The following is a 19,158-nucleotide window of genomic DNA, read 5'->3' on the forward strand; positions in this document are numbered from 1 at the left end:
CCGCTGAGTGAAGCGCGTTCTAATCCCCGCTGTTTAGCGGGATTTTTTTTGGCTCATACCGCCTTCGAGCGGTTTTTTGCGTACTGGAGTCCCCCCATGCAGACCATTGGCGAAGAAGGCATTGCACTCATCAAGTTTTTTGAGGGTTGCAAGCTGAGTCCGTACACCTGTCCTGGTGGTGTGTTGACGATTGGCTATGGCGAGACGGGCAAGCACGTCGTACCAGGGTTGCGGCTTACCAATGAGCAGGAAGCAGATGCGCGGTTACGTGCACGCTTAGCGAAAGAATTTGAGCCAGCGGTACGGCGACATGTGAAGGTGACTTTGGCGCAACATCAATTTGATGCGTTGGTATCGCTGAGCTTCAACATTGGTGCGGGTGCGTTCCACCGCTCGACGCTGTTACGCAAGCTTAATGCCGGTGATGTGGCTGGTGCGGCGGAGCAGTTTCATGTGTGGAAATGGGCGGGGGGTAGTATCCAGCAATCGCCTCCAAATCAATGTGATACATGGCCGCAAAGGCGGCAAAGGCCCCGACACCGCCGCCATACCCCAAGGCCAATTCCTGCACTTTGCCGATTTGGCGTTGCTGCTTGGTCACGGCCTGGGGCGCTATCCCGAATGAATGGGCGTAGGCGCGCTTGTAAATGTCGTCCCCTTTGCGAATAGGCGCGTGCTCGGCATTCCATTGCAAGGTGATCGGTGCCCCGCGCAGTGCGCCGTGAGTGATGGCCTCGCCGCTGTGCCATGTACCATCCACCCCTTGGCAGGTATCAAACTCACCAAACGCGTGCAGCTTGGGGGTTTCACCGGCCAGCCACGCCAACACGCGGCCTTCAATGTTGGACAGATCGGCCACGACCAGCTTTTTATGGGTTGGTGCAATCAGACAGCTGCGCAGCGCGCTGCTGGTCAGCGCCATGACATCGTCAAATACTAAATCCACACAACCGGCTTTCATGGCATCAATGCCAACCGTGATCGCTTCTTGGCTGAGCGTGGGGCGGGGCAGGTTGTGCGGCTGAAACAGCCGCCCCGCCCACCGTCCGGTGCGACTGGCCCCGTTGAATTGCAGCGTGCCGCGCAGGCGGCCATCGCGGCTGGTGCAGTTCAGCAGCGCCTGATACTTAGCGGTGCTGGTGGTGCTGGCTTGCCTGCGGATGGACAGCAGTTCCCGCACCGTCTCTGGCAACAGCGGATCGTCAAGGCAGCGCTCTACCGTGTGTTGCTGCATGTCCGGCAACGCCACGCCGTGCGCGGTGCTCAGGTGGTGTAACAGTGCATCGCGCTGGGTTGCCGCCTGCACCACTCCTGCTGTGAGGTCACTGGTGCGCTCGGCCAGTGCTTGCTTGGCGCGTTCCACAGCGCCGATGGCGGCCTGCGCTAAGTCCGTATCGACCAGAACGCCTCGGTCATTAATAGTTTGGTCCAGAAACCACAGCGCCAGCTCCGCCCCCGTGTAGTTGTGGGACGGCAAGCGCTTCACCACGTCCCGCATGGCCGCCACATCGCGCCTGGCGTAGTCCACAAACTGCGCCCAGTCCACGGGGATCTAGAGCACTACCAACAAATCATCGAACGCATTGGCCCCACACGTCAGGCGCAAGCCGGACATGATCGCCCCCGTCTTCATTCACCACATCGTGGCAGCAGATACGGTGGATGAATTGGTGATGGTCCGCCGTGAATCCAAACGCGAAGTACAGGACCTGCTGCTGGAAGCGGTGAAACGCAGAGAAACATATAAACAACTCACATCACAAGGAGCAATGACGCGATGAGCGACACCTACAATTACCGATTTGTTGGTACCACACAATCGGACGAAACGGCCTCGAGAGAATCAGAATTTTTAACCGCTAATGAAGTGTGCGAGCTAACCGGTTACAAGATATGTGCTGGCCAACGTAACTGGCCAACGTAAATGGTTAGACAGCGAAGGCTGGTGTTATGTGATCAACGCATCTGGACGCCCGATTGTGGGGTGTTGGTATGCACGTTTGTGCGTCGCCGGTGAGTCGCTGCACATGGCAGGGGCTGGTATACGCCCGGTAAAGCTTCCTAATTTTGCTGCGCTAGATGACTAGAAAGCAGCACAATGCGCCCAAAATCAAGCCACAAAGATTTACCGCCCAAGATGTTACGCCGTACCCGCGTATTAAAAAGCGGAAAAGTGTGGGAGTCGTTTTACTACAACGGGCGCACTACCGAAGGGCGGCGCGTTGAAATTCCGTTGGGTGGTGATTTAAACGAAGCAAAGCGTCAATGGGCGGAGCTGGAGTGCTGCAAGGCCCCCGTAGAAACAGAAGTACTTGGCTTTATATTTGATCGCTATTTGCGCGAAGTGGCTCCCACTAAAGCGCGTGCGACCCGGTACCAAATTAAAAGCTGCATTATCACACTACGCAAAGTATTCGGCGACGTGAATATCCATACAGTGACCCCGCAGCAGCTTGCACAGTACCGCGACAAACGCGCACGCACTGCGCCGGTACTCGCTAACCGGGAACTCAGTGTGTTTTCCAGCGTGTGGACTATGGCGCGTGAATGGGGCTACACCAATAAAGAAAACCAAGTGAAAGGGATTCGCAAAATCAAAGAAAAACCCCGTGATTTCTACGCTGATGCTGCTGTATGGAACGCCGTATATGCCAAGGCGTGTGAAGAACTCAAAGATGCAATGGATTTAGCCTATTTAACCGGCCAACGTCCTGCTGATGTCCTCAAGATGCGCTTTACGGATATTAGAGATGGCTCGCTTGAGGTACAACAAAACAAAAAAGAAGCTGCGAATCCTTTTGGAGGGTGACGGCATACGTACAGTATTAGGAAAAGTGATCGACCGTATCAAGGCACGCAAACGTAAGGTTGTCGGCTTTTCTCTCGTCTCCACATCGAAAGGCGTTGGGCTAGGCAGCAAGCCCTTGCGAGTCCAATTTCAACGTGCGCGAGCTGCTGCTGCGGAGGCCGCTTCTGAATTGGGCGAAGTGGATTTAGCAAAAAGAATTCTTATTTTTCAGTTCCGCGATATTCACCCCAAGGCTGCCAGTGAACTACCGTTGGAACATGCCAGCAAGCTGTTAGGCCACACTCAGCAGCAAATCACTCAGCGGGTGTATCGGCCCGTGGGTGAAATATAGTGAAGCCGACCAAGTGAGCACCAACGGGAGATAGTCGGTAAGTTGCGGAAACCTTGATCGGGAAATTTTTTTAAATCAACAAATAATATGGGGTTTTGCGATGATTGTTGTACGTTCCCTGCTTTGCCAGCCAATTCGTAAAATCAAAAGAACCCCCCCGTGATTTCTACGCCGATGCTGCTGTGCCGAAGTGGTCAAGAAGCGGCCTGCTGGGTTGATGACCAAGATCAGCAGGTGATGCCTTGCCATGTGGCGTTAACGAGCAAAGTAGTGAGATTACTGCCCGACATTGAACTCGAATGGGATTTCAATGCTCCCCGGTACCGGCTGATCGTTGCTGTTACGCGCTGGTTTGAAGCGCCAGTTGCGTACCGTTTGCAGTGCAGCATTATCCAGGTCACGCGAGCCGCTACTTTTAGCCATTTCCACACCACTGGGAGCACCTTCGGCATCCACCAGTATTCGCACCGTGACGGTACCGTGATCGCCACGTGCCGCCGCTTCGACTGGATAGTCAGGTGGTGGCATTTTTCCAGGGATAGGAGTGGGTTGGCTGCTGGCAGCCGTTGTTGCTGCGTTCTGGGTTGATGTTGTTGCGGTCGGCATCTGTGCTTGCGCCGACATATTAGGCGTTGCTGCGTCGTTGGGAACTGACGGGATGGATTCGGGAAGCGTGTCGCTGATTGCTCCGTTGTTTGTGTCCAGGTCGTTCTCTGGGAGCGGATCTGATGGTGCCTTGGGCATATTGGCAGCAACATTGCCTTTTGCTGGCAACGGTGCTGGTAACGGAGGAAGCGTCTGCGTACTTTCGGCCACCGGTGCTACCCGAGTATCGGTGGCAGTGCCTTGCCTGCGTCCTGTCATCCAAAAAAAACAAAATAAGAGTATACCGATACCAAATGCGATGCCGGTAATTTTGAATGTATGCGCGGGGAGGGTGGGAGGGGAGGAATAAATACGGCGGTCGTACATGGGACATAGGCCTGGACGAATCTTCCCATTATTTCATAGCGCAGATGAATGTACGCCGGAGGCATTGATGCCCCTTAACGGGTCATAATCATCATCCGATCCATTGCACCGTGATGCTTCTATGCTCGATCCGACTCTACTCCGTCAACAACTTGCGAAACTCGCTGAATGCTTGTTGACTGTACGCGGTTTCACTCTTGATGTTGCAGCCCTTGAAGCATTGGAAAGCGAACGTAAACGTATCCAGGTGCATACCCAAGAGTTGCAATCCCTGCGTAACAGTAAATCCAAGGCGATTGGCCAAGCCAGGAGCAAGGGTGAAGATGTGTCTGCGTTAATGGCTGAGGTTGCCGCTTTTAGTGATGATTTAAAAGCCTCGGAGATAGCGTTGGAGGAAATCCGTACTGAATTAGAGAAAGTGGCCTTGGATATTCCCAATTTGCCACAGCAAGATGTGCCGTTGGGTGCCGATGAACGTGACAACGTAGAGCAGGCCCGTTGGGGAGTGCCACGTACGTTTGATTTTGCCATCAAGGATCATGTTGAATTGGGTGCGTGTCATGGTTGGTTAGATGCCGAGAGTGCTGCCAAGCTATCCGGTGCGCGTTTCACTGTATTGCGTGGCCCCATTGCACGGCTGCATCGCGCACTGGCGCAGTGCATGCTTGACTTACATGTTAGCCAGCATGGATACGAAGAAGTCAATGTCCCAATCATTGTCAATGCAGACAGCTTACATGGGACTGGTCAACTACCGAAATTTGAAGAGGACATGTTCAGTACTCAGCTCGGTGAGCATCGGCGCTATTTGATTTCGACCTCTGAAATTTCACTGACTAATTTAGTACGTAACGAGATTATTGAGGCGGATCGCCTGCCGTTGCGTATGGTTGCACACTCATTGTGTTTCCGTTCCGAGGCAGGCAGCGGTGGTCGTGATACGCGTGGCATGATTCGTCAGCACCAGTTTGAGAAGGTCGAATTGGTCAGCGTATGTAAACCGCAAGACAGTGAAGGTGAGCACCATCGTATGACTCGCTGCGCAGAGACAGTGTTGGAAATGCTGGGACTGCCCTACCGCAAGATCCTGCTGTGTACCGGTGATATGGGATTTGCTGCGACCAAAACCTACGACTTGGAAGTTTGGCTGCCGTCGCAGGGAATGTATCGCGAGATTTCATCGTGTTCCAACTGCGGTGATTTCCAAGCCAGACGCATGCAAGCCCGTTGGCGCAATTCTGTCACCGGCAAACCGGAATTGGTACACACACTCAACGGTTCTGGTGTCGCTGTTGGCCGTGCGATGATTGCGGTGATGGAGAACTATCAGAATGCTGATGGTTCGATTACGGTGCCGGAGGTGTTGCGTCCTTACATGGATGGTTTGAGTCGGATTGGTTGAGTTCTAAGTGGCGGCAATGTCACAAAGGTGCTGTGATCTGTCAGTGATCTGCCACGGTACACTGTAACGGTGAGCAGAGTATCGCTCCCTGTTCAATGAGCGCTATTGAATTGCTAGCAAACCTGCAACGACATGATGTTGATGAGAAACGGTAATGACTGTCTGTCTGTTGAAGCTGTCAATAGCAGCATGGCTCAATGATGAGAAATTAACGTAAAACTTCATCAACATCTGATGATGACATTGAAGTACATACTGATGTCATAGAGCCAAACAGCATCGGCTGTCGTTTATCCGTTCTGTGAAATACCATTGGCGCTTCTTGTGTTCCATAAGTGAGCTGCTTTATTAAACTCCCTGCAAGTTATTTTTCTGCCTGCTATGTTTGATATCAGATGTGGTTTTATTCATTTGATTGTCAATCGTTTCTCAGCATCATCCCTTGCCTGAAAACAAGATCAGGTTATACAACGATATAAGACAAACATTGGATGTAATCCGATGGTGATGCGTTCTGGTGTCAGTTACCGGAATAAAGACTGGTTATTGGGTATATGTGTACTGCAATAAAGCGTTGCGCTTACTCGTAAGGTCAGCAAAGTGGCGCCTGCCTGTTTGCACACTGCTGTAAGTACGGAAACAGCATCTTGATGGAAAAATACGCCAACTTTGCAATGATATAGTGACAACAGCACATGCTCGTGATTTCGTTAATCAGGGCGAAAGTATTGAATTATTATCAATAAAGAGAGTGCATTTTTATTTTATTTCAAAAATATTGAAAAGTAGGAGAGCTTGAAATGAAAGCGTTAAATAAAATTCGATATGCGTTTTTAGTGTGTACGCTGATGGTCCTGGTGACATTAGCTGGATGCAACTCGGCAGATCGTTCTGCTGAACCGCCCCAGTCGTCCCACCAAGGGTCGGAACAAGAAGGTGCTAAAAAAACTCCTTTGAATGTTGAAGTTTTTAACCTGGGCGAGCGTTCGATGTTTGCAGTCTCCTCTGTATTGGTGACAGGGACTGCGGATGCTATTTTGATTGATACGCAGTTTTCTGCGGCTGATGCACGTCAGCTTGTAGACAAAATAAAAGCATCTGGCAAGCGTCTGAAGGCTATCTATATCAGTCATGGTGACCCTGATTATTACTTTGGTCTGGATAGTGTGCACGCTGCCTTCCCTGAGGCGAAGGTGTTCGCTACTCCGCAAACTATCGCGCATATCCAGGCCACCAAAGATGCGAAACTGAAGCTCTGGGCGCCACAGCTGGGACAGGATGCACCGAAACAAATCTTGATTCCAGAACCAATGCAAGGAGACCAGCTGGTACTGGAAGGTCAGGAATTGAGGATTATTGGTATGGATGGTCCGACGCCTGACCGTACTTTCGTGTGGATTCCCTCAAGCAGAACAGTTGCTGGCGGTATCTCGGTGATGGGGGCTCAGCATGTATGGATGGCTGACACACAGACCCCACAGTCCCACATGGAGTGGTTGGCTGTGCTGGATCGGATCAAATCAATGGATCCGAAGGTAGTGGTTCCAGGACATTTTTTGCCTGGCGCGTCGCTGGACGTGCGCTCGGTGACGTTCACTGCCGATTATATTCGTGCCTTTGACGAGGAAACCGTCAAGGCCAAGGATTCGGCTGCGTTGATCGCGGCGATGAAGCAACGTTATCCCGGACTTGGTGGAGAGGGATCGCTCGAACTCAGTGCCAAGGTGGCCAAGGGCGAGATGGAATGGAAGTGATGTGATGGGCGACTATGCTCACGTTTCTATCCTTATTCCTACACGGCGTGGTGCTTCTTTGTGATAAATGCATCTATTTTCTATTGCGGAGTGTCGCTCTTTTCTGGCCATGTTCATTTGATACATAAATGTGTTTCAGGTTAGGCGATGTCTGGTGCTCACTGGACTTGACATTTGGAGCATTCTTTCTCTAAAGCTGAAATGCGCTGTTGTCTGGTAGAAGCGGTATCAGAATTTTCCTGATTGACCTCGTAGACCGCATAATGCTCGGATGACCCCTTTCATCAAAACTCCTTCTATGGCCAGGATCATCGCCATTGCCAATCAAAAAGGTGGTGTCGGTAAGACCACTACAGCGGTTAATCTGGCGGCAGGCTTGGTGCGTGCATCCGAGCGAGTCCTGTTGGTGGATCTTGATTCGCAGGGCAATGCGACGATGGGCAGCGGCGTGGATAAGAACGGGTTGATCTCGTCTACCTGTGAGGTTCTGTTGGGTGAAAGGAGTGTTGCTGAGAGTCGGGCCAGGGCGCCGGAAGGTTTCGATTTGCTGCCAGGCAACATTGATTTGACTGCAGCGGCCATCCAGTTAATGGAGCAAAGCGAGCGTGAGCAGCGATTGAAGCGTGCGCTGTCACCGATTCGCCGTGAGTACGATTTCATCTTGATTGACTGTCCGCCGGCGCTGTCGCTGCTGACCGTGAATGCCCTCACCGCAGCGGATTCGGTGATTGTGCCGATGCAGTGCGAGTATTACGCGCTGGAGGGGTTGAGTGCGTTGCTTGAAACGATTGAGGCGCTGCGTGTCAATCTGAATCCGCGACTGGAGATTGAGGGTGTACTGCGTACGATGTTTGATATCCGCAATAATCTGGCCAATGCAGTGTCGACGGAGTTAACAGAGCACTTCGGTGACAAAGTGTTCCGGACGATTGTGCCGCGTAATGTGCGTTTGGCTGAAGCTCCAAGTTACGGTAAGAGCATCGTTGGTTATGACGGCGCCTCGCGTGGTAGCGTAGCTTATTTGGGCTTGGCCAATGAAGTGATTCTCCGTCAAAAAGACCGCAAAAAAGCCAACGTTGTGGAGATTAATTAATGAATAAACCCAGCCTCCCCCTCAAGAAGCGCGGCCTGGGTCGTGGTCTTGAAGCCTTGCTTGGGTCTAAGGGTGGATCTTCTGTCCCACCAACAGTTGCCCAGGAGCAGTTACCTGGCGAAGTACTGCGTACCCTGCAGACCACGCAATTACAACCTAGTAAGTATCAGCCGCGGCGAGAGATGAGTGAAGCCAAGCTGGCAGAGCTTGCTGATTCGATCAAGGCACAGGGGGTGATTCAGCCGATCATCGTGCGTGAGTTGGATGTGGATATGTTTGAGATTGTTGCTGGGGAGCGCCGTTGGCGGGCCTCGCAATTGGCTGGGCTGACGGAAGTACCGGTGATCGTTCGTGAGTTAGATGACCGTACCGTTGTTGCGATGGCGCTGATTGAAAACATCCAGCGCGAGGATCTTAATCCACTTGAGGAAGCACAAGCGCTACAGCGACTGATTGATGAGTTTTCGTTAACCCATGCTGAGGCGGCTGAGGCTGTTGGTCGTTCACGTGCGGCAGTGTCTAATCTTTTACGTTTACTTGAACTTCCTCTGGGGATCCGTACGCTGCTGGAGTCACATCAGTTGGAGATGGGGCATGCCCGTGCGTTGTTGACTCTGACTCCTGAGCTGGCCGCCAAATTGGCCAAGGAAGCAGCTGACCAAGGGTGGTCAGTCCGTGAGGTCGAGCACCGTGCTCAGCAATTTGCTGCTGGAAAAGTGCCAGACATCCGTGACAAGAAGTCCAAGTCGCTCGCGAGTGCTCCTGCGCAACCCGACATCGCCTCGTTGGAAACGGAGTTGTCGGAGCGTTTGGGTACCAAAGTGGCGATCAATCATGGCCGTACTGGTAAAGGTAAATTGGTCATCCACTACACCGATTTGGATGTCCTTGATGGTGTTTTGGAGAGATTGCGTGCTCGTGCGGTTGGTTAAGTGTCCTCATGGTTTCTCCACTGTTGTTGTCATGTCTACCAATGATGATGAGGAACAATCACCAGTGCTTGTTTCTGGACTGCGCGCAGGAACGCTAATTGATTGTGGTGTATCCGCATGATGACGACACCTATAGCTACTATACGTCGTGCTGTGTGGTGGTTGGAGTAGGGCTGGCATGAAGATGTGTAATCGATCCTTTCCCAAGCACGTTGCAGACTCTGTCATGCCTATAGATAGGATGGATGCATCTGCTACGACTGGTTGTATGGATGTGCGGGTCTGTGGTTTCTGTGGAGGCTCCCGATGACGGTGCTGGTCACAGGTGCGGCCGGCTTTATCGGCGCTCATGTGTGTCGCGCACTGGCCGCGCGTAACGATACCGTGGTTGGGTTGGACAACTACAATGCCTACTACGATCCGCAACTGAAGCGCGACCGCGTGACTGCGCTGTGTCCGGATGTTTACATTCGAACGCTTGACTTGACTGACCGTGAGAGATGCGCGGCTCTTTTTAATGAGGTCCAGCCTGATCAGGTGGTGCATCTGGCGGCGCAGGCGGGGGTACGCTACTCCATTGAAAACCCACATGCCTACGTAGATAGCAATCTTGTCGGTTTTCTCAATGTGTTGGAGCTGTGTCGTCATTGCCGTGTGCAGCACCTGGTGTACGCTTCGAGCAGTTCAGTGTATGGGGACTCAGCGATTCCGCCGTTCTCGGAGCAGCAGCGCGTGGACCAGCCACGCTCTCTGTATGGGGCAACGAAGGTTGCTAACGAAGTGATGGCTTATAGCTATGCTCAGCTCTATGGATTGCGTGCGACTGGCCTGCGTTTCTTTACTGTCTATGGTCCCTGGGGACGGCCTGACATGGCGCCGCTGATCTTTAGCCGCGCTGTAATGGAAGGGCGACCTATTGAAGTATTCAACCATGGCCGCATGGAGCGTGACTTCACCTTTATCAATGATATCGTGGCTGGTGTCATTGGTGCCCTTGATGCTCCGGGTGAACAAGCGGTGCCGCATCGTTTATTCAACTTAGGTAACCATACCCCCGTGTCGCTTGAGCATTTCATCAAGGTGATTGAACAGGCTGCTGGCCGTCCTGCCGATAAGCATTACAAACCAATGCAACCGGGTGACATGATGGCCACAATGGCTGATATTGCAGCGGCACGCGCTGCATTTGGATTTGAACCAGTCACATCCATTGAGATCGGTATGCCGCAAGTGGTGGAGTGGTGCCGTCACTACTTTGATACCCGTGCCTCAACGTAATGCTTTTTGATCGTAATAGTTGTTGCGATGGATAACCCATGACTGATTTGCAGCTTTCAGTTGTTGTTCCTGTGTTCAATGAGCGTGATAATGTCGCCCCCCTGATTGCAGAGATCGTGGGTGTGTTGCGTGGGGTGAGGGTGTTCGAAATTGTTTATGTTGATGACAATTCGAAAGACGACACGCTCTCTGTGTTGCGGGCGTTGAAGCTCTCCACTCCGGAACTACGCGTGTTTCACCATGCGGTTCGAGCGGGACAAAGTACGGGGATACGCAATGGTGTCAAAGCTGCGCGTGCGCCTTGGGTGGTCACTCTGGATGGTGACGGCCAGAATGATCCGTCCGATATCCTCAAACTGTTGGCTGCACGTGAAGCAGCGGAACCATCGGTGAAACTATTCAACGGCTGGCGTGTGTATCGTCAAGATACAGTTTCAAAGCGCTGGGCGAGCAAATGGGCAAATACGATCAGGGCACGTGTGCTGCGCGATGACACCCCTGATACTGCTTGCGGTATCAAACTGTTTGAGCGTGCAGTGTTCTTAGAACTCCCGCACTTCGATCATATGCATCGTTTCTTGCCAGTGCTGATGCAGCGTGCTGGTTGGAAAACGGCGAATGTGCCGGTGAATCATCGTTCTCGTGTCTCTGGAGTGTCCAAGTACAACAATCTTAATCGTGCTTTAGTCGGCATCCGTGACTTGTATGGCGTGGCATGGTTGATAGCGCGTAGCATGTGTATCGACGCGCGTGAGTATTGAGATCTGGAGACGATGGATTGAACGCACAGTTGCAATGGCTGTATTGGACAGGACTTCATATCACCTATTGGAAACTGATTGGTTATAGCGGTGCGTTGCTGTTCGGTGGACGTTGGGTAGTCCAATTTTTAGCTTCCAAGCGTGCCGGTAGGCCAGTGATTCCACGGCTGTTTTGGTACATGAGTGTGCTCGGAAGTTTGATGACACTGAGTTACTTCATGTTCTCGGCCAAGCAGGATTCGGTAGGTGTATTACAGAACGTGTTACCAGCGTTCACGGCGTTATACAGCCTGCATTTGGACATCAAACATCGAGGTTGGAAGTAACGGGGTTGGAGGTCAGTTCTTGTTCCACTTTCAACATCAGCAGATTCGGTCAATCAACAGATCAAGCAGATGCCAGTGCATCTACGCGTGAGCGCGGTTTCTATGATGACTGATTCGTCATTGTTCAAGTGTGGGTGATAACAGGTTCCTCGTGGTCATGATCACAACGTTATTGCTGTGATGGTAGCGGCAGACAGGGGGAAAGGTATGCGGTGAGTATCAAACAACCCAGGCGTTTTGGGGATGTGATCGGCTGGAATGGACGCTGCTATTCAGGGGGTGGAATTCAACACATGAAAGAGCCTTGTAACATCGCTGCTGCGCTGCCGCGTTTGGCATCCGAACGCCCCGAGCAGATTGCGATTCGCTGTCCGGGGCGTCCCGGTTCTGGCGGGATGGCGGCTTATGATTTAACCCTCAGCTACCGTGAATTAGACAGCCGCAGTGATGCGATTGCGGCTGGTTTCATCGCTTATGGTATCGGTCGTGGTGTGCGTACGGTGGTTATGGTGCGGCCCTCACCGGAATTTTTCCTGCTGATGTTTGCCCTATTCAAGGTGGGCGCCGTACCGGTACTCGTGGATCCGGGCATTGATCGATCGGCCTTGAAACAATGCTTGAGCGAGGCTGAACCTCAGGCATTCATCGGTGTTTTTCTGGCCCAACTGGCGCGGCGTTTATTGCGTTGGGCGCCTTCTGTCACCCGCGTTGTCAGTGTCGGTACCCGTTGGGCATGGTGTGGCACCACGCTGGCGCACCTGGAGCGTGCTGGCATAGGTGCCAGCGCACAACTGGCCGATACGACTGCCGACGAGGTGGCCGCGATTTTGTTTACCAGTGGCTCGACAGGCGTGCCTAAAGGAGTGGTGTATCGTCACCGGCATTTTGTCGGTCAGATTGCGTTGTTGCGGGAAACGCTTGGCATTGTGCCCGGAGGGGTAGATTTGCCGACCTTTCCTCCGTTTGCGTTATTTAATCCAGCACTTGGTTTAACCAGCATCATTCCGGATATGGATCCCAGGTGCCCAGCCAGGGCTGATCCACGCAAGCTGCATGATGCCATCGCGCGTTTCGGGGTGAATCATTTATTCGGTTCACCGGCATTGCTGCGGGTCTTAGCTGAGTATGGCAAACCATTGCCAACCCTGCGTTGCGTGACCTCAGCAGGTGCCCCAGTGCCTCCGTATGTAGTGGCACAGATACGCGCGCTATTGTCGGATGAGGCGCAATTTTTGACACCGTATGGAGCGACCGAATGTTTACCAATTGCGGTGATTGAGAGTCGTGAATTAGAAACGACGCGTGCTGCGACGGAGCGTGGTGCAGGGACGTGCGTTGGTCATGTGATCGCACCTAATCTGGTACGTATCATCGCGATTGATGATGAGGGGATTGCAGAGTGGGGCGGGGCGCGTGAAGTGGATTTGGGGGAGATTGGTGAAGTGACTGTCGTTGGTCCCAGTACCACCGATGCTTATTACAACCGTACAGCAGCAACGCGCCTGGCTAAAATCCGCGAGCGTTTGGCTGATGGCAGTGAGCGTATCGTGCATCGCATGGGAGATCTGGGTTACTTTGATGCGCAGCGCCGTTTGTGGTTCTGTGGGCGCAAGACCCATCGTGTGGAGACAGTACAGGGACCGTTGTATACCGAGCAGGTCGAGCCTGTTTTCAATGTTATTGATGGGGTGCGTCGCACTGCATTGGTGGGTATTGGTACGCTTGGCGCGCAGCGCCCCGTATTGTGCTACGAGGCGCTGCCCGGTGTGGATGTGGCTGCGTTAGAACAGCGCTTGCGTGCCACGGCACGGGCTTTTATACACACTGTTGGTATTGTCGATGTTCTAGGACATCCAGGGTTCCCGGTGGATATCCGTCATAACGCCAAAATTGGACGTGAACGCTTGGCGGTTTGGGCAGCACAACGGTTGCGCTGCTGATTGTTTTCAGTAGTGAGGAGTCGATTCTGTGACATCCTTGGCGGTGGTGCAATGTGGGTTGCGAGGATTGATCTTCAGCCGTGATCAATGATGATCCCTAGGGTTTCAAGCGCTTTACGGGTTGGGGCGTCACCCTCAGGGGTGACGGGACGTGTCAGCGGCCACAGAAAACGGACTTTGAATCCTGCCGAGAGGGCATCTTGCGCAGTCCACAGGACACAGTAGTCACGGGCCAGCCCGCAGACGTGGACTTCTTCAATACCGCGCTCACGCAACCAGCCAGCCAGACCAGTGGCCGGGCGGTCGCCGTTGGGACCGTGGTTTTCGCGGAACGCGCTATAAGAGTCGGTGTCGCGGCGGGTGCCTTTGCGCAAAATCAGATCAGCCGCCCGCCAATCAACACGGCTATCAAGCCCCGCTGCGGCGCTGCCCTGGATGCAGTGATCGGGCCATAGGGTCTGGGGTTGGCCATACAGGGTGATTTGCTCAAACGGTCGCTGTGCGGGATGTTGCGAGGCAAACGAAACGTGGTCAGCCGGGTGCCAATCTTGCGTTGCAACGATCGTAGAGTACTGGCGCGCATCCAAGAGTGCGGCGATTCCGGGGACAATGGATGCACCTTCCTCGCATGGCAGTGCGCCGCCTGGCATGAAATCAGGCTGTAGGTCGACGACGATCAATGCGACGTTTTCAGGGTGCATGAAGTGCTCCATTGAGATAACAGGTGAGGCAGTTTAATCCGTTGTCTCTGTTGGGGTGACACCTGATGTACTGTTTGTGTTTGCAGATTCAGGGGTGTCGCCGTAGTACAGCACGCCGAGTTTGATGCGTTCCCGGCCCTGTGTGCGGCGATGTTGGTTGGTGTCGCGCAGTGAGTAGACGCAGCCGCAATACTCCTGTTGGTAGAAGTGCTCTCGCTTGCTGATTTCGATCATGCGTTGGCTGCCGCCGTTTTTGCGCCAGTTGTAATCCCAGTAGACCAATCCGGGATACGGTGCAGCGGCACGATGCCCGCAGTCGTTAATTTGCTCCATGTTCTTCCAACGGGAGATCCCTAAAGAACTGGTGATGACAGGGAAGCCGTGTTCGTGTGCGTACAGCGCGGTGCGTTCAAAGCGCATATCAAAACACATGGTGCAGCGGATGCCGCGTTCTGGTTCGTTCTCCATGCCCTTGGCGCGGGCGAACCAAGCATCAGTGTCGTAATCGGCGTCAATGAATGGCACCCCGTTTTTCTCCGCAAAACGGATATTTTCCTGTTTGCGCAGTTCGTATTCTTTGAGTGGGTGAATGTTGGGGTTATAAAAGAAAATGGTGTAATCGATGCCGGACTCCACAAAGGCTTCCATGAGTTCGCCTGAGCAGGGAGCACAGCACGAATGTAATAGCAGGCGCTGGCCTTGTGGAAGTTGTAGAGGTTGGCGAGTAGGAGTTGGGGAGGTCATACAGGGTGCTCCAGTACGAGCTGGGGCGGTTGAACGCCCCAGCGATTGTATACGGATGGTCTGTGCTTATTCGGCACGTAGCCGCTGCGCGGCATGCACCATTGTTTGCAATGCAGCACGTGTTTCTTTCCAACCGCGCGTCTTCAGGCCGCAATCCGGGTTGACCCACAATTGTTCCGGGGGAAGTACTGCGCGTGCTTTTTTCAATAGCAGCACCATTTCCTCTTCCTGTGGGACACGCGGGGAGTGAATATCGTACACCCCTGGGCCGATGGCGTTTGGATAGCGGAATTTCACGAAGGCATCCAGTAATTCCATGCGTGAACGGGATGTTTCAATCGAGATCACGTCTGCATCCAATGCAGCCACGGCTTCAATGATGTCGTTGAATTCCGAGTAGCACATGTGGGTATGAATCTGTGTAGTGTCATGGACGTTTGAAGAGGCAATGCGGAAGCTCTCCACAGCCCAGTTCAGATAGTCTGCCCATTCACCACGGCGCAGCGGTAGCCCTTCGCGGATGGCTGGTTCGTCGATTTGAATCACCTTGATTCCGGCTTTTTCTAAATCCTGGACTTCGTCGCGAAGGGCTAGTGCGATCTGCCGGCATGTCTGCGCGCGTTCCTGATCATCGCGTACAAACGACCATTGCAGCATTGTCACCGGACCGGTGAGCATCCCTTTCATTGGTTTGTCGGTGAGTGATTGTGCGTAAGCCGACCAGGTGACGGTCATCGGTGCTGGACGCACTACATCGCCATAAATGATGGGTGGTTTGACACAGCGTGATCCGTAACTCTGTACCCAACCGAGCTTGGTGAAGATGAAGCCGTCCAATTGCTCCCCGAAGTATTCGACCATGTCGTTACGCTCGAATTCGCCATGGACCAAGACGTCCAACCCGATCTCTTCCTGGGTACGTACGCAACGTTCGGTTTCCGCTTTCAAAAACGCCTCATAGTCGCTTTCAGACAACTTGCCGGATTTGAACTGCGCGCGGGCCTCACGGACTTCTAGCGTCTGTGGGAAGGAGCCAATGGTGGTGGTTGGGTAAGCGGGTAGGTTGAGTGTGTGTTGTTGTGCCTGGCTGCGTTGTGGGTAGGCCGTGTTGCGCCGGGTGGTGTCCGGTGTGAGTGCGGCCAGACGCTGTGCCACGTCGGGGCGATGGACTTTGGGTGATTGGCGCCGTGCCTCCAATGCTTGGCGTGTTTGGGTCAGTGCTGTTTCTGCTTCTGGCTTGTTGTCCAGTGCGTCAGCCAGTACGCGCAGTTCGCTAAGTTTTTGCTTGGCAAATGCGAGCCAATTGCGTACATCGGCGTCCAGGTTTTTTTCCTGTTCCAGGTCAACAGGCACATGCAGTAGTGAACATGACGGTGCTAGCCATAACCGATCCGCACCGACGTGGCCCTGCGCGTAGCGTGCCATCGTCAGTGCGTTATCCAGATCGGTACGCCAGATATTGCGTCCATTCACCAGTCCGGCGGAGAGTACCCGTCCCGCGGGCAAGGTGTTGAGGACCGCATCCAACTGTTCGGTGCCACGCACTAAGTCGATGTGTAAGCCATCGGCAGGCAGTTGCAAGGCCAGTTCGAGGTTGTCGCCGAGCGGACCAAAGTAGCTGGTCAGTAGCAATTTTGGGCGTGGTCCTTGATTGAGTATGGCGTAGGCTTTACGGAAGGCTTGCTGTGTTTGTGCATCCAGGTCCAGCACAAGTGTTGGTTCATCAATTTGCACCCATTCGGCACCGCTTTCCTGCAATTGGCGCAGCAATTGGGTGTAGACCGGCAGTAAACGTTCCAGTAGGTCGAGCCGGTTGCTGCCATCCACTGTCTTAGACAGCAGGAGAAAGCTGACTGGTCCAAGGAGCACCGGTCTGGTAGTGATGCCCAGTGCCAGTGCTTCTTCAAACTCGGCGATGGGTTTGTTACCGCGTAGTGCGAAGTGTTGGTCACGGTGCAGTTCTGGGACGAGGTAGTGGTAATTGGTATCGAACCATTTGGTCATCTCCAGAGCATGCAGATCAATGTTGTCAGCTTGGCGGCCACGCGCCATCGCGAAGTAACCGGCCAGAGGATCAGCATCTACCAGGCCGCGGTAGCGCTGTGGAATGGCATCGAACAGGAATGCGGTATCTAGGACGTGGTCATAGAGGCTGAAGTCGTTGCTGGGTGGCAGGTCCACGCCCGCATCACGTTGTAGTCGCCAGTGCCGTGCGCGTAGTTCGCGTGCAGTGTGTTGGAGTTGTGTGGCATCGGTCTCGCCACGCCAGTGGCTTTCTAGGGCGCGCTTGAGTTCGCGTCGTGCGCCGATGCGCGGGAAACCCAGGTTGGTCACAATTGTCATAGTGGGTGTTCTCATTACTTGTAAGGGCGGTGAAGAGCGAAATAAAGGTGCATCCTGCTTGTTGTCGATTCCAGGGTATTGGCCTTCTGCTCCGCTAGCGGACCGGTTGGAGTGGACAGAATGCGGATGCATGTCTGCTCAATGCGGGTCGGGTTACTTCCCACGGAGCGCCATGCTGGAACAAAGGATGATGTACTCCTCCGATCCAGATGGGTCTTCGGATGGATGGAAAAGCCGTGCGAGTACACGGCAAGCCTACTGTCCGCCATGTTCCAGGGACGCGGTGGTGCCTGGTGTGAATGACGGAGGTCGTTTCCATTCACCGTTGCGGCGCAGATTCGGCATGGGATGCAAGCATCCTTCGCCGGTCTTTTATTTAATTTCATCGCTTCATCCAGATATAGAGATGAAATCAGCAACGTGTGCAGCGTAGGTCCCTGGCATCTCCAGGTCAAGTGTCGGTGTACTTCAATTGTGGCGTGTGTGGTGTGGCTATGTCGGTCTTGAGATTCGTTTCCGTGGCGACACCGGCTCTGGAATGGTTTTGGGGCAGCGATTGACGCATTGTGGTGATGTGCCGATGAGAGGGCAGGATGCTGTTGGGGTGCTATCGCAGGCGCTACAGTGGTGCGATGGCGATGCTCTGGCGCAGCACATGGCGTGCTCCGGGGAGCAGTTCGATTTCATCTGGTCCTGCATTAGCTGGTTCCAGGCAGAGATAGTCGCGCCAGCCGTCGGCGACATCAATCATGTTGCTTGCACCAGCGTGACCTGGATTCCACACCACCAGGCTGTGGCTGCCTTCCGTCGTCAGCACGATGCGCCGGGAAAATAATGGATCGACCAGCACATAATGGCCGCTGGTGTCGACGTAGATACGATCCGCACGGCCAGGATCATGTGGATCTTGTAAGGTCCAATGGCCCTGTTGGCGGTGGCGTTGGGTATAGCCCTCGAATTTGTCCAGATATTCCACTCCATCCAGTCCTTGGACCGTGACCTGTAGTGCGTTGCTGACTCTGAAATAGTTGTGCAGCGCTTGGGTGAAGCTGATCGGAGCGTGGCTGATGTTCTCGGTGGCTAACTCTTGTTCCAGGGTGCGGCCGATACGCAGTGTCATCCGCAGATGCAACCCCAGGTGTTTGAGTGGTGGCGGTGCCATGACGAGAAACAGACTTCCATCGTTTTCTTGGCAGCTCTCCACTTGTTGCCATGGCACAGTACGCACGAACCCATGCGCGGGCATGGTGTCGCGTTGCCCTTGGCGGCCAAAGTAAGGCCAACAGACTGGGATACCGCCGCGGATTGCAGTGGGTGGTGGCTGGACCAGGGGGGATAGCCACATGACTTCTTCTCCACCGCTCGGTACAAATGAAAGCAACTGCCCGCCAAACAGACTGATCGCTGCATGTGAGAACGGGGTCTGTATCAGCAGTGAGGGGAAACCATGGAAATCACCTGTGCTCAGGCCGGGGATGTCGAACATCGTGGTCACCTTCTGGAGTGGGGTGGAGTACGGGGGCAAGAGTGCTTTGGTGAATGATGGTGGTGTTACTTAGGGGGAAGGGGAGATGACTAAGTCCATACGCATGCTGGGAAAGTGGGAATCAGCGGGAATGATGTAAGTTTCTCAAAAATGAGATTAGGTCTACATCTTAAGGATAAGCACCGTTATCGTCATTTTAGGAGCGGTTTTGGGATGGTTACGAAGTGAGAGTGTTGTCTCTAATAAAATCTTCACATCCACGTATGCTCGCTGCCACTGTGATTTT

The 19,158-nt window shown here is 53.5% G+C and carries 19 protein-coding genes and 2 pseudogenes; 15 read left to right on the forward strand and 6 right to left on the reverse strand.

The features are described 5' to 3' along the window. Positions 1-33: 33 nt before the first annotated feature. Positions 34-216, reverse strand: coding sequence for a hypothetical protein (locus F7G16_RS12125; protein ID WP_228446185.1), 183 nt, complete (start codon positions 214-216; stop codon positions 34-36). Between F7G16_RS12125 and F7G16_RS12715 the strand changes: the two genes are divergently transcribed. The 7 genes and pseudogenes from F7G16_RS12715 to F7G16_RS12135 all read left to right on the forward strand — a co-directional run bounded on the left by F7G16_RS12715 (position 154) and on the right by F7G16_RS12135 (position 3,140). Continuing rightward, entirely contained in the window at positions 154-669 is a 516-nt protein-coding gene (locus tag F7G16_RS12715; RefSeq protein ID WP_425527305.1) for a lysozyme, read from the forward strand. The genes F7G16_RS12125 and F7G16_RS12715 overlap by 63 nt on opposite strands. A 52-nt stretch (positions 670-721) precedes the next feature. Further along, positions 722-940, forward strand: a complete 219-nt coding sequence (locus F7G16_RS12630; protein WP_330939741.1) for a hypothetical protein — start codon at positions 722-724, stop codon at positions 938-940. A gap of 48 nt (positions 941-988) precedes the next feature. Then, positions 989-1,276, forward strand: a complete 288-nt coding sequence (locus tag F7G16_RS12635) for a hypothetical protein (RefSeq protein WP_330848581.1) — start codon at positions 989-991, stop codon at positions 1,274-1,276. Between the two features lie 273 nt (positions 1,277-1,549). Beyond that, positions 1,550-1,781: pseudogene (locus tag F7G16_RS05490) on the forward strand (hypothetical protein); the annotation flags it as partial. Next, positions 1,778-2,087 (forward strand): annotated as a pseudogene (locus F7G16_RS12720) (DUF4224 domain-containing protein). The pseudogenes F7G16_RS05490 and F7G16_RS12720, both read left to right, overlap by 4 nt. Positions 2,088-2,098: 11 nt before the next feature. Beyond that, on the forward strand, positions 2,099-2,809 hold the full coding sequence (locus F7G16_RS05500) for a phage integrase (RefSeq protein ID WP_004088262.1): 711 nt from the start codon (positions 2,099-2,101) through the stop codon (positions 2,807-2,809). 25 nt (positions 2,810-2,834) lie between these two features. Beyond that, entirely contained in the window at positions 2,835-3,140 is a 306-nt protein-coding gene (locus tag F7G16_RS12135) for a site-specific integrase (RefSeq protein ID WP_225621673.1), read from the forward strand. Between the two features lie 276 nt (positions 3,141-3,416). Here the strand turns inward: F7G16_RS12135 and F7G16_RS05505 are convergent, their stop codons facing one another. Further along, entirely contained in the window at positions 3,417-4,112 is a 696-nt protein-coding gene (locus F7G16_RS05505; RefSeq protein WP_004088263.1) for an energy transducer TonB, read from the reverse strand. A 121-nt stretch (positions 4,113-4,233) separates the two neighbouring features. Between F7G16_RS05505 and serS the strand changes: the two genes are divergently transcribed. The 8 genes from serS (at position 4,234) to oleC (ending at position 13,598) form a co-directional block, all read left to right on the forward strand. Beyond that, positions 4,234-5,514, forward strand: coding sequence for a serine--tRNA ligase (serS, locus tag F7G16_RS05510; protein WP_004088264.1), 1,281 nt, complete (start codon positions 4,234-4,236; stop codon positions 5,512-5,514). Between the two features lie 800 nt (positions 5,515-6,314). Then, positions 6,315-7,268, forward strand: a complete 954-nt coding sequence (locus tag F7G16_RS05515; protein WP_011098046.1) for an MBL fold metallo-hydrolase — start codon at positions 6,315-6,317, stop codon at positions 7,266-7,268. Positions 7,269-7,566: 298 nt separating this feature from the next. After that, positions 7,567-8,361: a ParA family protein gene (locus F7G16_RS05520; RefSeq protein WP_004088266.1), complete on the forward strand. Its 795-nt coding sequence runs from the start codon at positions 7,567-7,569 to the stop codon at positions 8,359-8,361. Beyond that, complete coding sequence (locus F7G16_RS05525) at positions 8,361-9,293, forward strand: ParB/RepB/Spo0J family partition protein (protein WP_004088267.1); 933 nt, start codon at positions 8,361-8,363, stop codon at positions 9,291-9,293. Before F7G16_RS05520 ends, F7G16_RS05525 begins: the two co-directional genes overlap by 1 nt. 306 nt (positions 9,294-9,599) lie before the next feature. Further along, a complete protein-coding gene (locus F7G16_RS05530; protein ID WP_004088268.1) occupies positions 9,600-10,571 on the forward strand; it encodes an SDR family NAD(P)-dependent oxidoreductase in 972 nt (323 codons plus the stop codon). Positions 10,572-10,609: 38 nt separating this feature from the next. Next, positions 10,610-11,332, forward strand: a complete 723-nt coding sequence (locus tag F7G16_RS05535; protein ID WP_004088269.1) for a glycosyltransferase — start codon at positions 10,610-10,612, stop codon at positions 11,330-11,332. Positions 11,333-11,349: 17 nt separating this feature from the next. Then, entirely contained in the window at positions 11,350-11,658 is a 309-nt protein-coding gene (locus F7G16_RS05540) for a lipid-A-disaccharide synthase N-terminal domain-containing protein (protein ID WP_012382664.1), read from the forward strand. Between the two features lie 293 nt (positions 11,659-11,951). Beyond that, positions 11,952-13,598, forward strand: coding sequence for an olefin beta-lactone synthetase (gene oleC, locus F7G16_RS05545; protein WP_004088270.1), 1,647 nt, complete (start codon positions 11,952-11,954; stop codon positions 13,596-13,598). Between the two features lie 74 nt (positions 13,599-13,672). Here the strand turns inward: oleC and F7G16_RS05550 are convergent, their stop codons facing one another. From F7G16_RS05550 to F7G16_RS05565, 4 genes are all read right to left on the reverse strand, one after another. After that, positions 13,673-14,299: a nicotinamidase gene (locus F7G16_RS05550; RefSeq protein WP_004088271.1), complete on the reverse strand. Its 627-nt coding sequence runs from the start codon at positions 14,297-14,299 to the stop codon at positions 13,673-13,675. A 33-nt stretch (positions 14,300-14,332) separates the two neighbouring features. Next, positions 14,333-15,043 (reverse strand): epoxyqueuosine reductase QueH, encoded by a 711-nt coding sequence (locus F7G16_RS05555; protein WP_004088272.1) that lies wholly within the window; start codon positions 15,041-15,043, stop codon positions 14,333-14,335. A gap of 66 nt (positions 15,044-15,109) precedes the next feature. After that, positions 15,110-17,386: a 5-methyltetrahydropteroyltriglutamate--homocysteine S-methyltransferase gene (metE, locus tag F7G16_RS05560; RefSeq protein ID WP_004088273.1), complete on the reverse strand. Its 2,277-nt coding sequence runs from the start codon at positions 17,384-17,386 to the stop codon at positions 15,110-15,112. 619 nt (positions 17,387-18,005) lie between these two features. Next, on the reverse strand, positions 18,006-18,872 hold the full coding sequence (locus F7G16_RS05565) for a D-hexose-6-phosphate mutarotase (RefSeq protein WP_004088274.1): 867 nt from the start codon (positions 18,870-18,872) through the stop codon (positions 18,006-18,008). Between the last annotated feature and the right edge of the window lie 286 nt (positions 18,873-19,158).

The organism is Xylella fastidiosa (genome assembly GCF_011801475.1).
GTDB classification, from domain to species: Bacteria; Pseudomonadota; Gammaproteobacteria; order Xanthomonadales; family Xanthomonadaceae; genus Xylella; species Xylella fastidiosa.

Coding starts and splice junctions, on each gene's coding strand:
- F7G16_RS05500 (WP_004088262.1), top strand. CDS start 2,099: ATGCGCCCAAAATCAAGCCACAAAGATTTACCGCCCAAGATGTTACGC.
- F7G16_RS05505 (WP_004088263.1), bottom strand. CDS start 4,112: ATGTACGACCGCCGTATTTATTCCTCCCCTCCCACCCTCCCCGCGCAT.
- serS (WP_004088264.1), top strand. CDS start 4,234: ATGCTCGATCCGACTCTACTCCGTCAACAACTTGCGAAACTCGCTGAA.
- F7G16_RS05515 (WP_011098046.1), top strand. CDS start 6,315: ATGAAAGCGTTAAATAAAATTCGATATGCGTTTTTAGTGTGTACGCTG.
- F7G16_RS05520 (WP_004088266.1), top strand. CDS start 7,567: ATGGCCAGGATCATCGCCATTGCCAATCAAAAAGGTGGTGTCGGTAAG.
- F7G16_RS05525 (WP_004088267.1), top strand. CDS start 8,361: ATGAATAAACCCAGCCTCCCCCTCAAGAAGCGCGGCCTGGGTCGTGGT.
- F7G16_RS05530 (WP_004088268.1), top strand. CDS start 9,600: ATGACGGTGCTGGTCACAGGTGCGGCCGGCTTTATCGGCGCTCATGTG.
- F7G16_RS05535 (WP_004088269.1), top strand. CDS start 10,610: ATGACTGATTTGCAGCTTTCAGTTGTTGTTCCTGTGTTCAATGAGCGT.
- oleC (WP_004088270.1), top strand. CDS start 11,952: ATGAAAGAGCCTTGTAACATCGCTGCTGCGCTGCCGCGTTTGGCATCC.
- F7G16_RS05550 (WP_004088271.1), bottom strand. CDS start 14,299: ATGCACCCTGAAAACGTCGCATTGATCGTCGTCGACCTACAGCCTGAT.
- F7G16_RS05555 (WP_004088272.1), bottom strand. CDS start 15,043: ATGACCTCCCCAACTCCTACTCGCCAACCTCTACAACTTCCACAAGGC.
- metE (WP_004088273.1), bottom strand. CDS start 17,386: ATGACAATTGTGACCAACCTGGGTTTCCCGCGCATCGGCGCACGACGC.
- F7G16_RS05565 (WP_004088274.1), bottom strand. CDS start 18,872: ATGTTCGACATCCCCGGCCTGAGCACAGGTGATTTCCATGGTTTCCCC.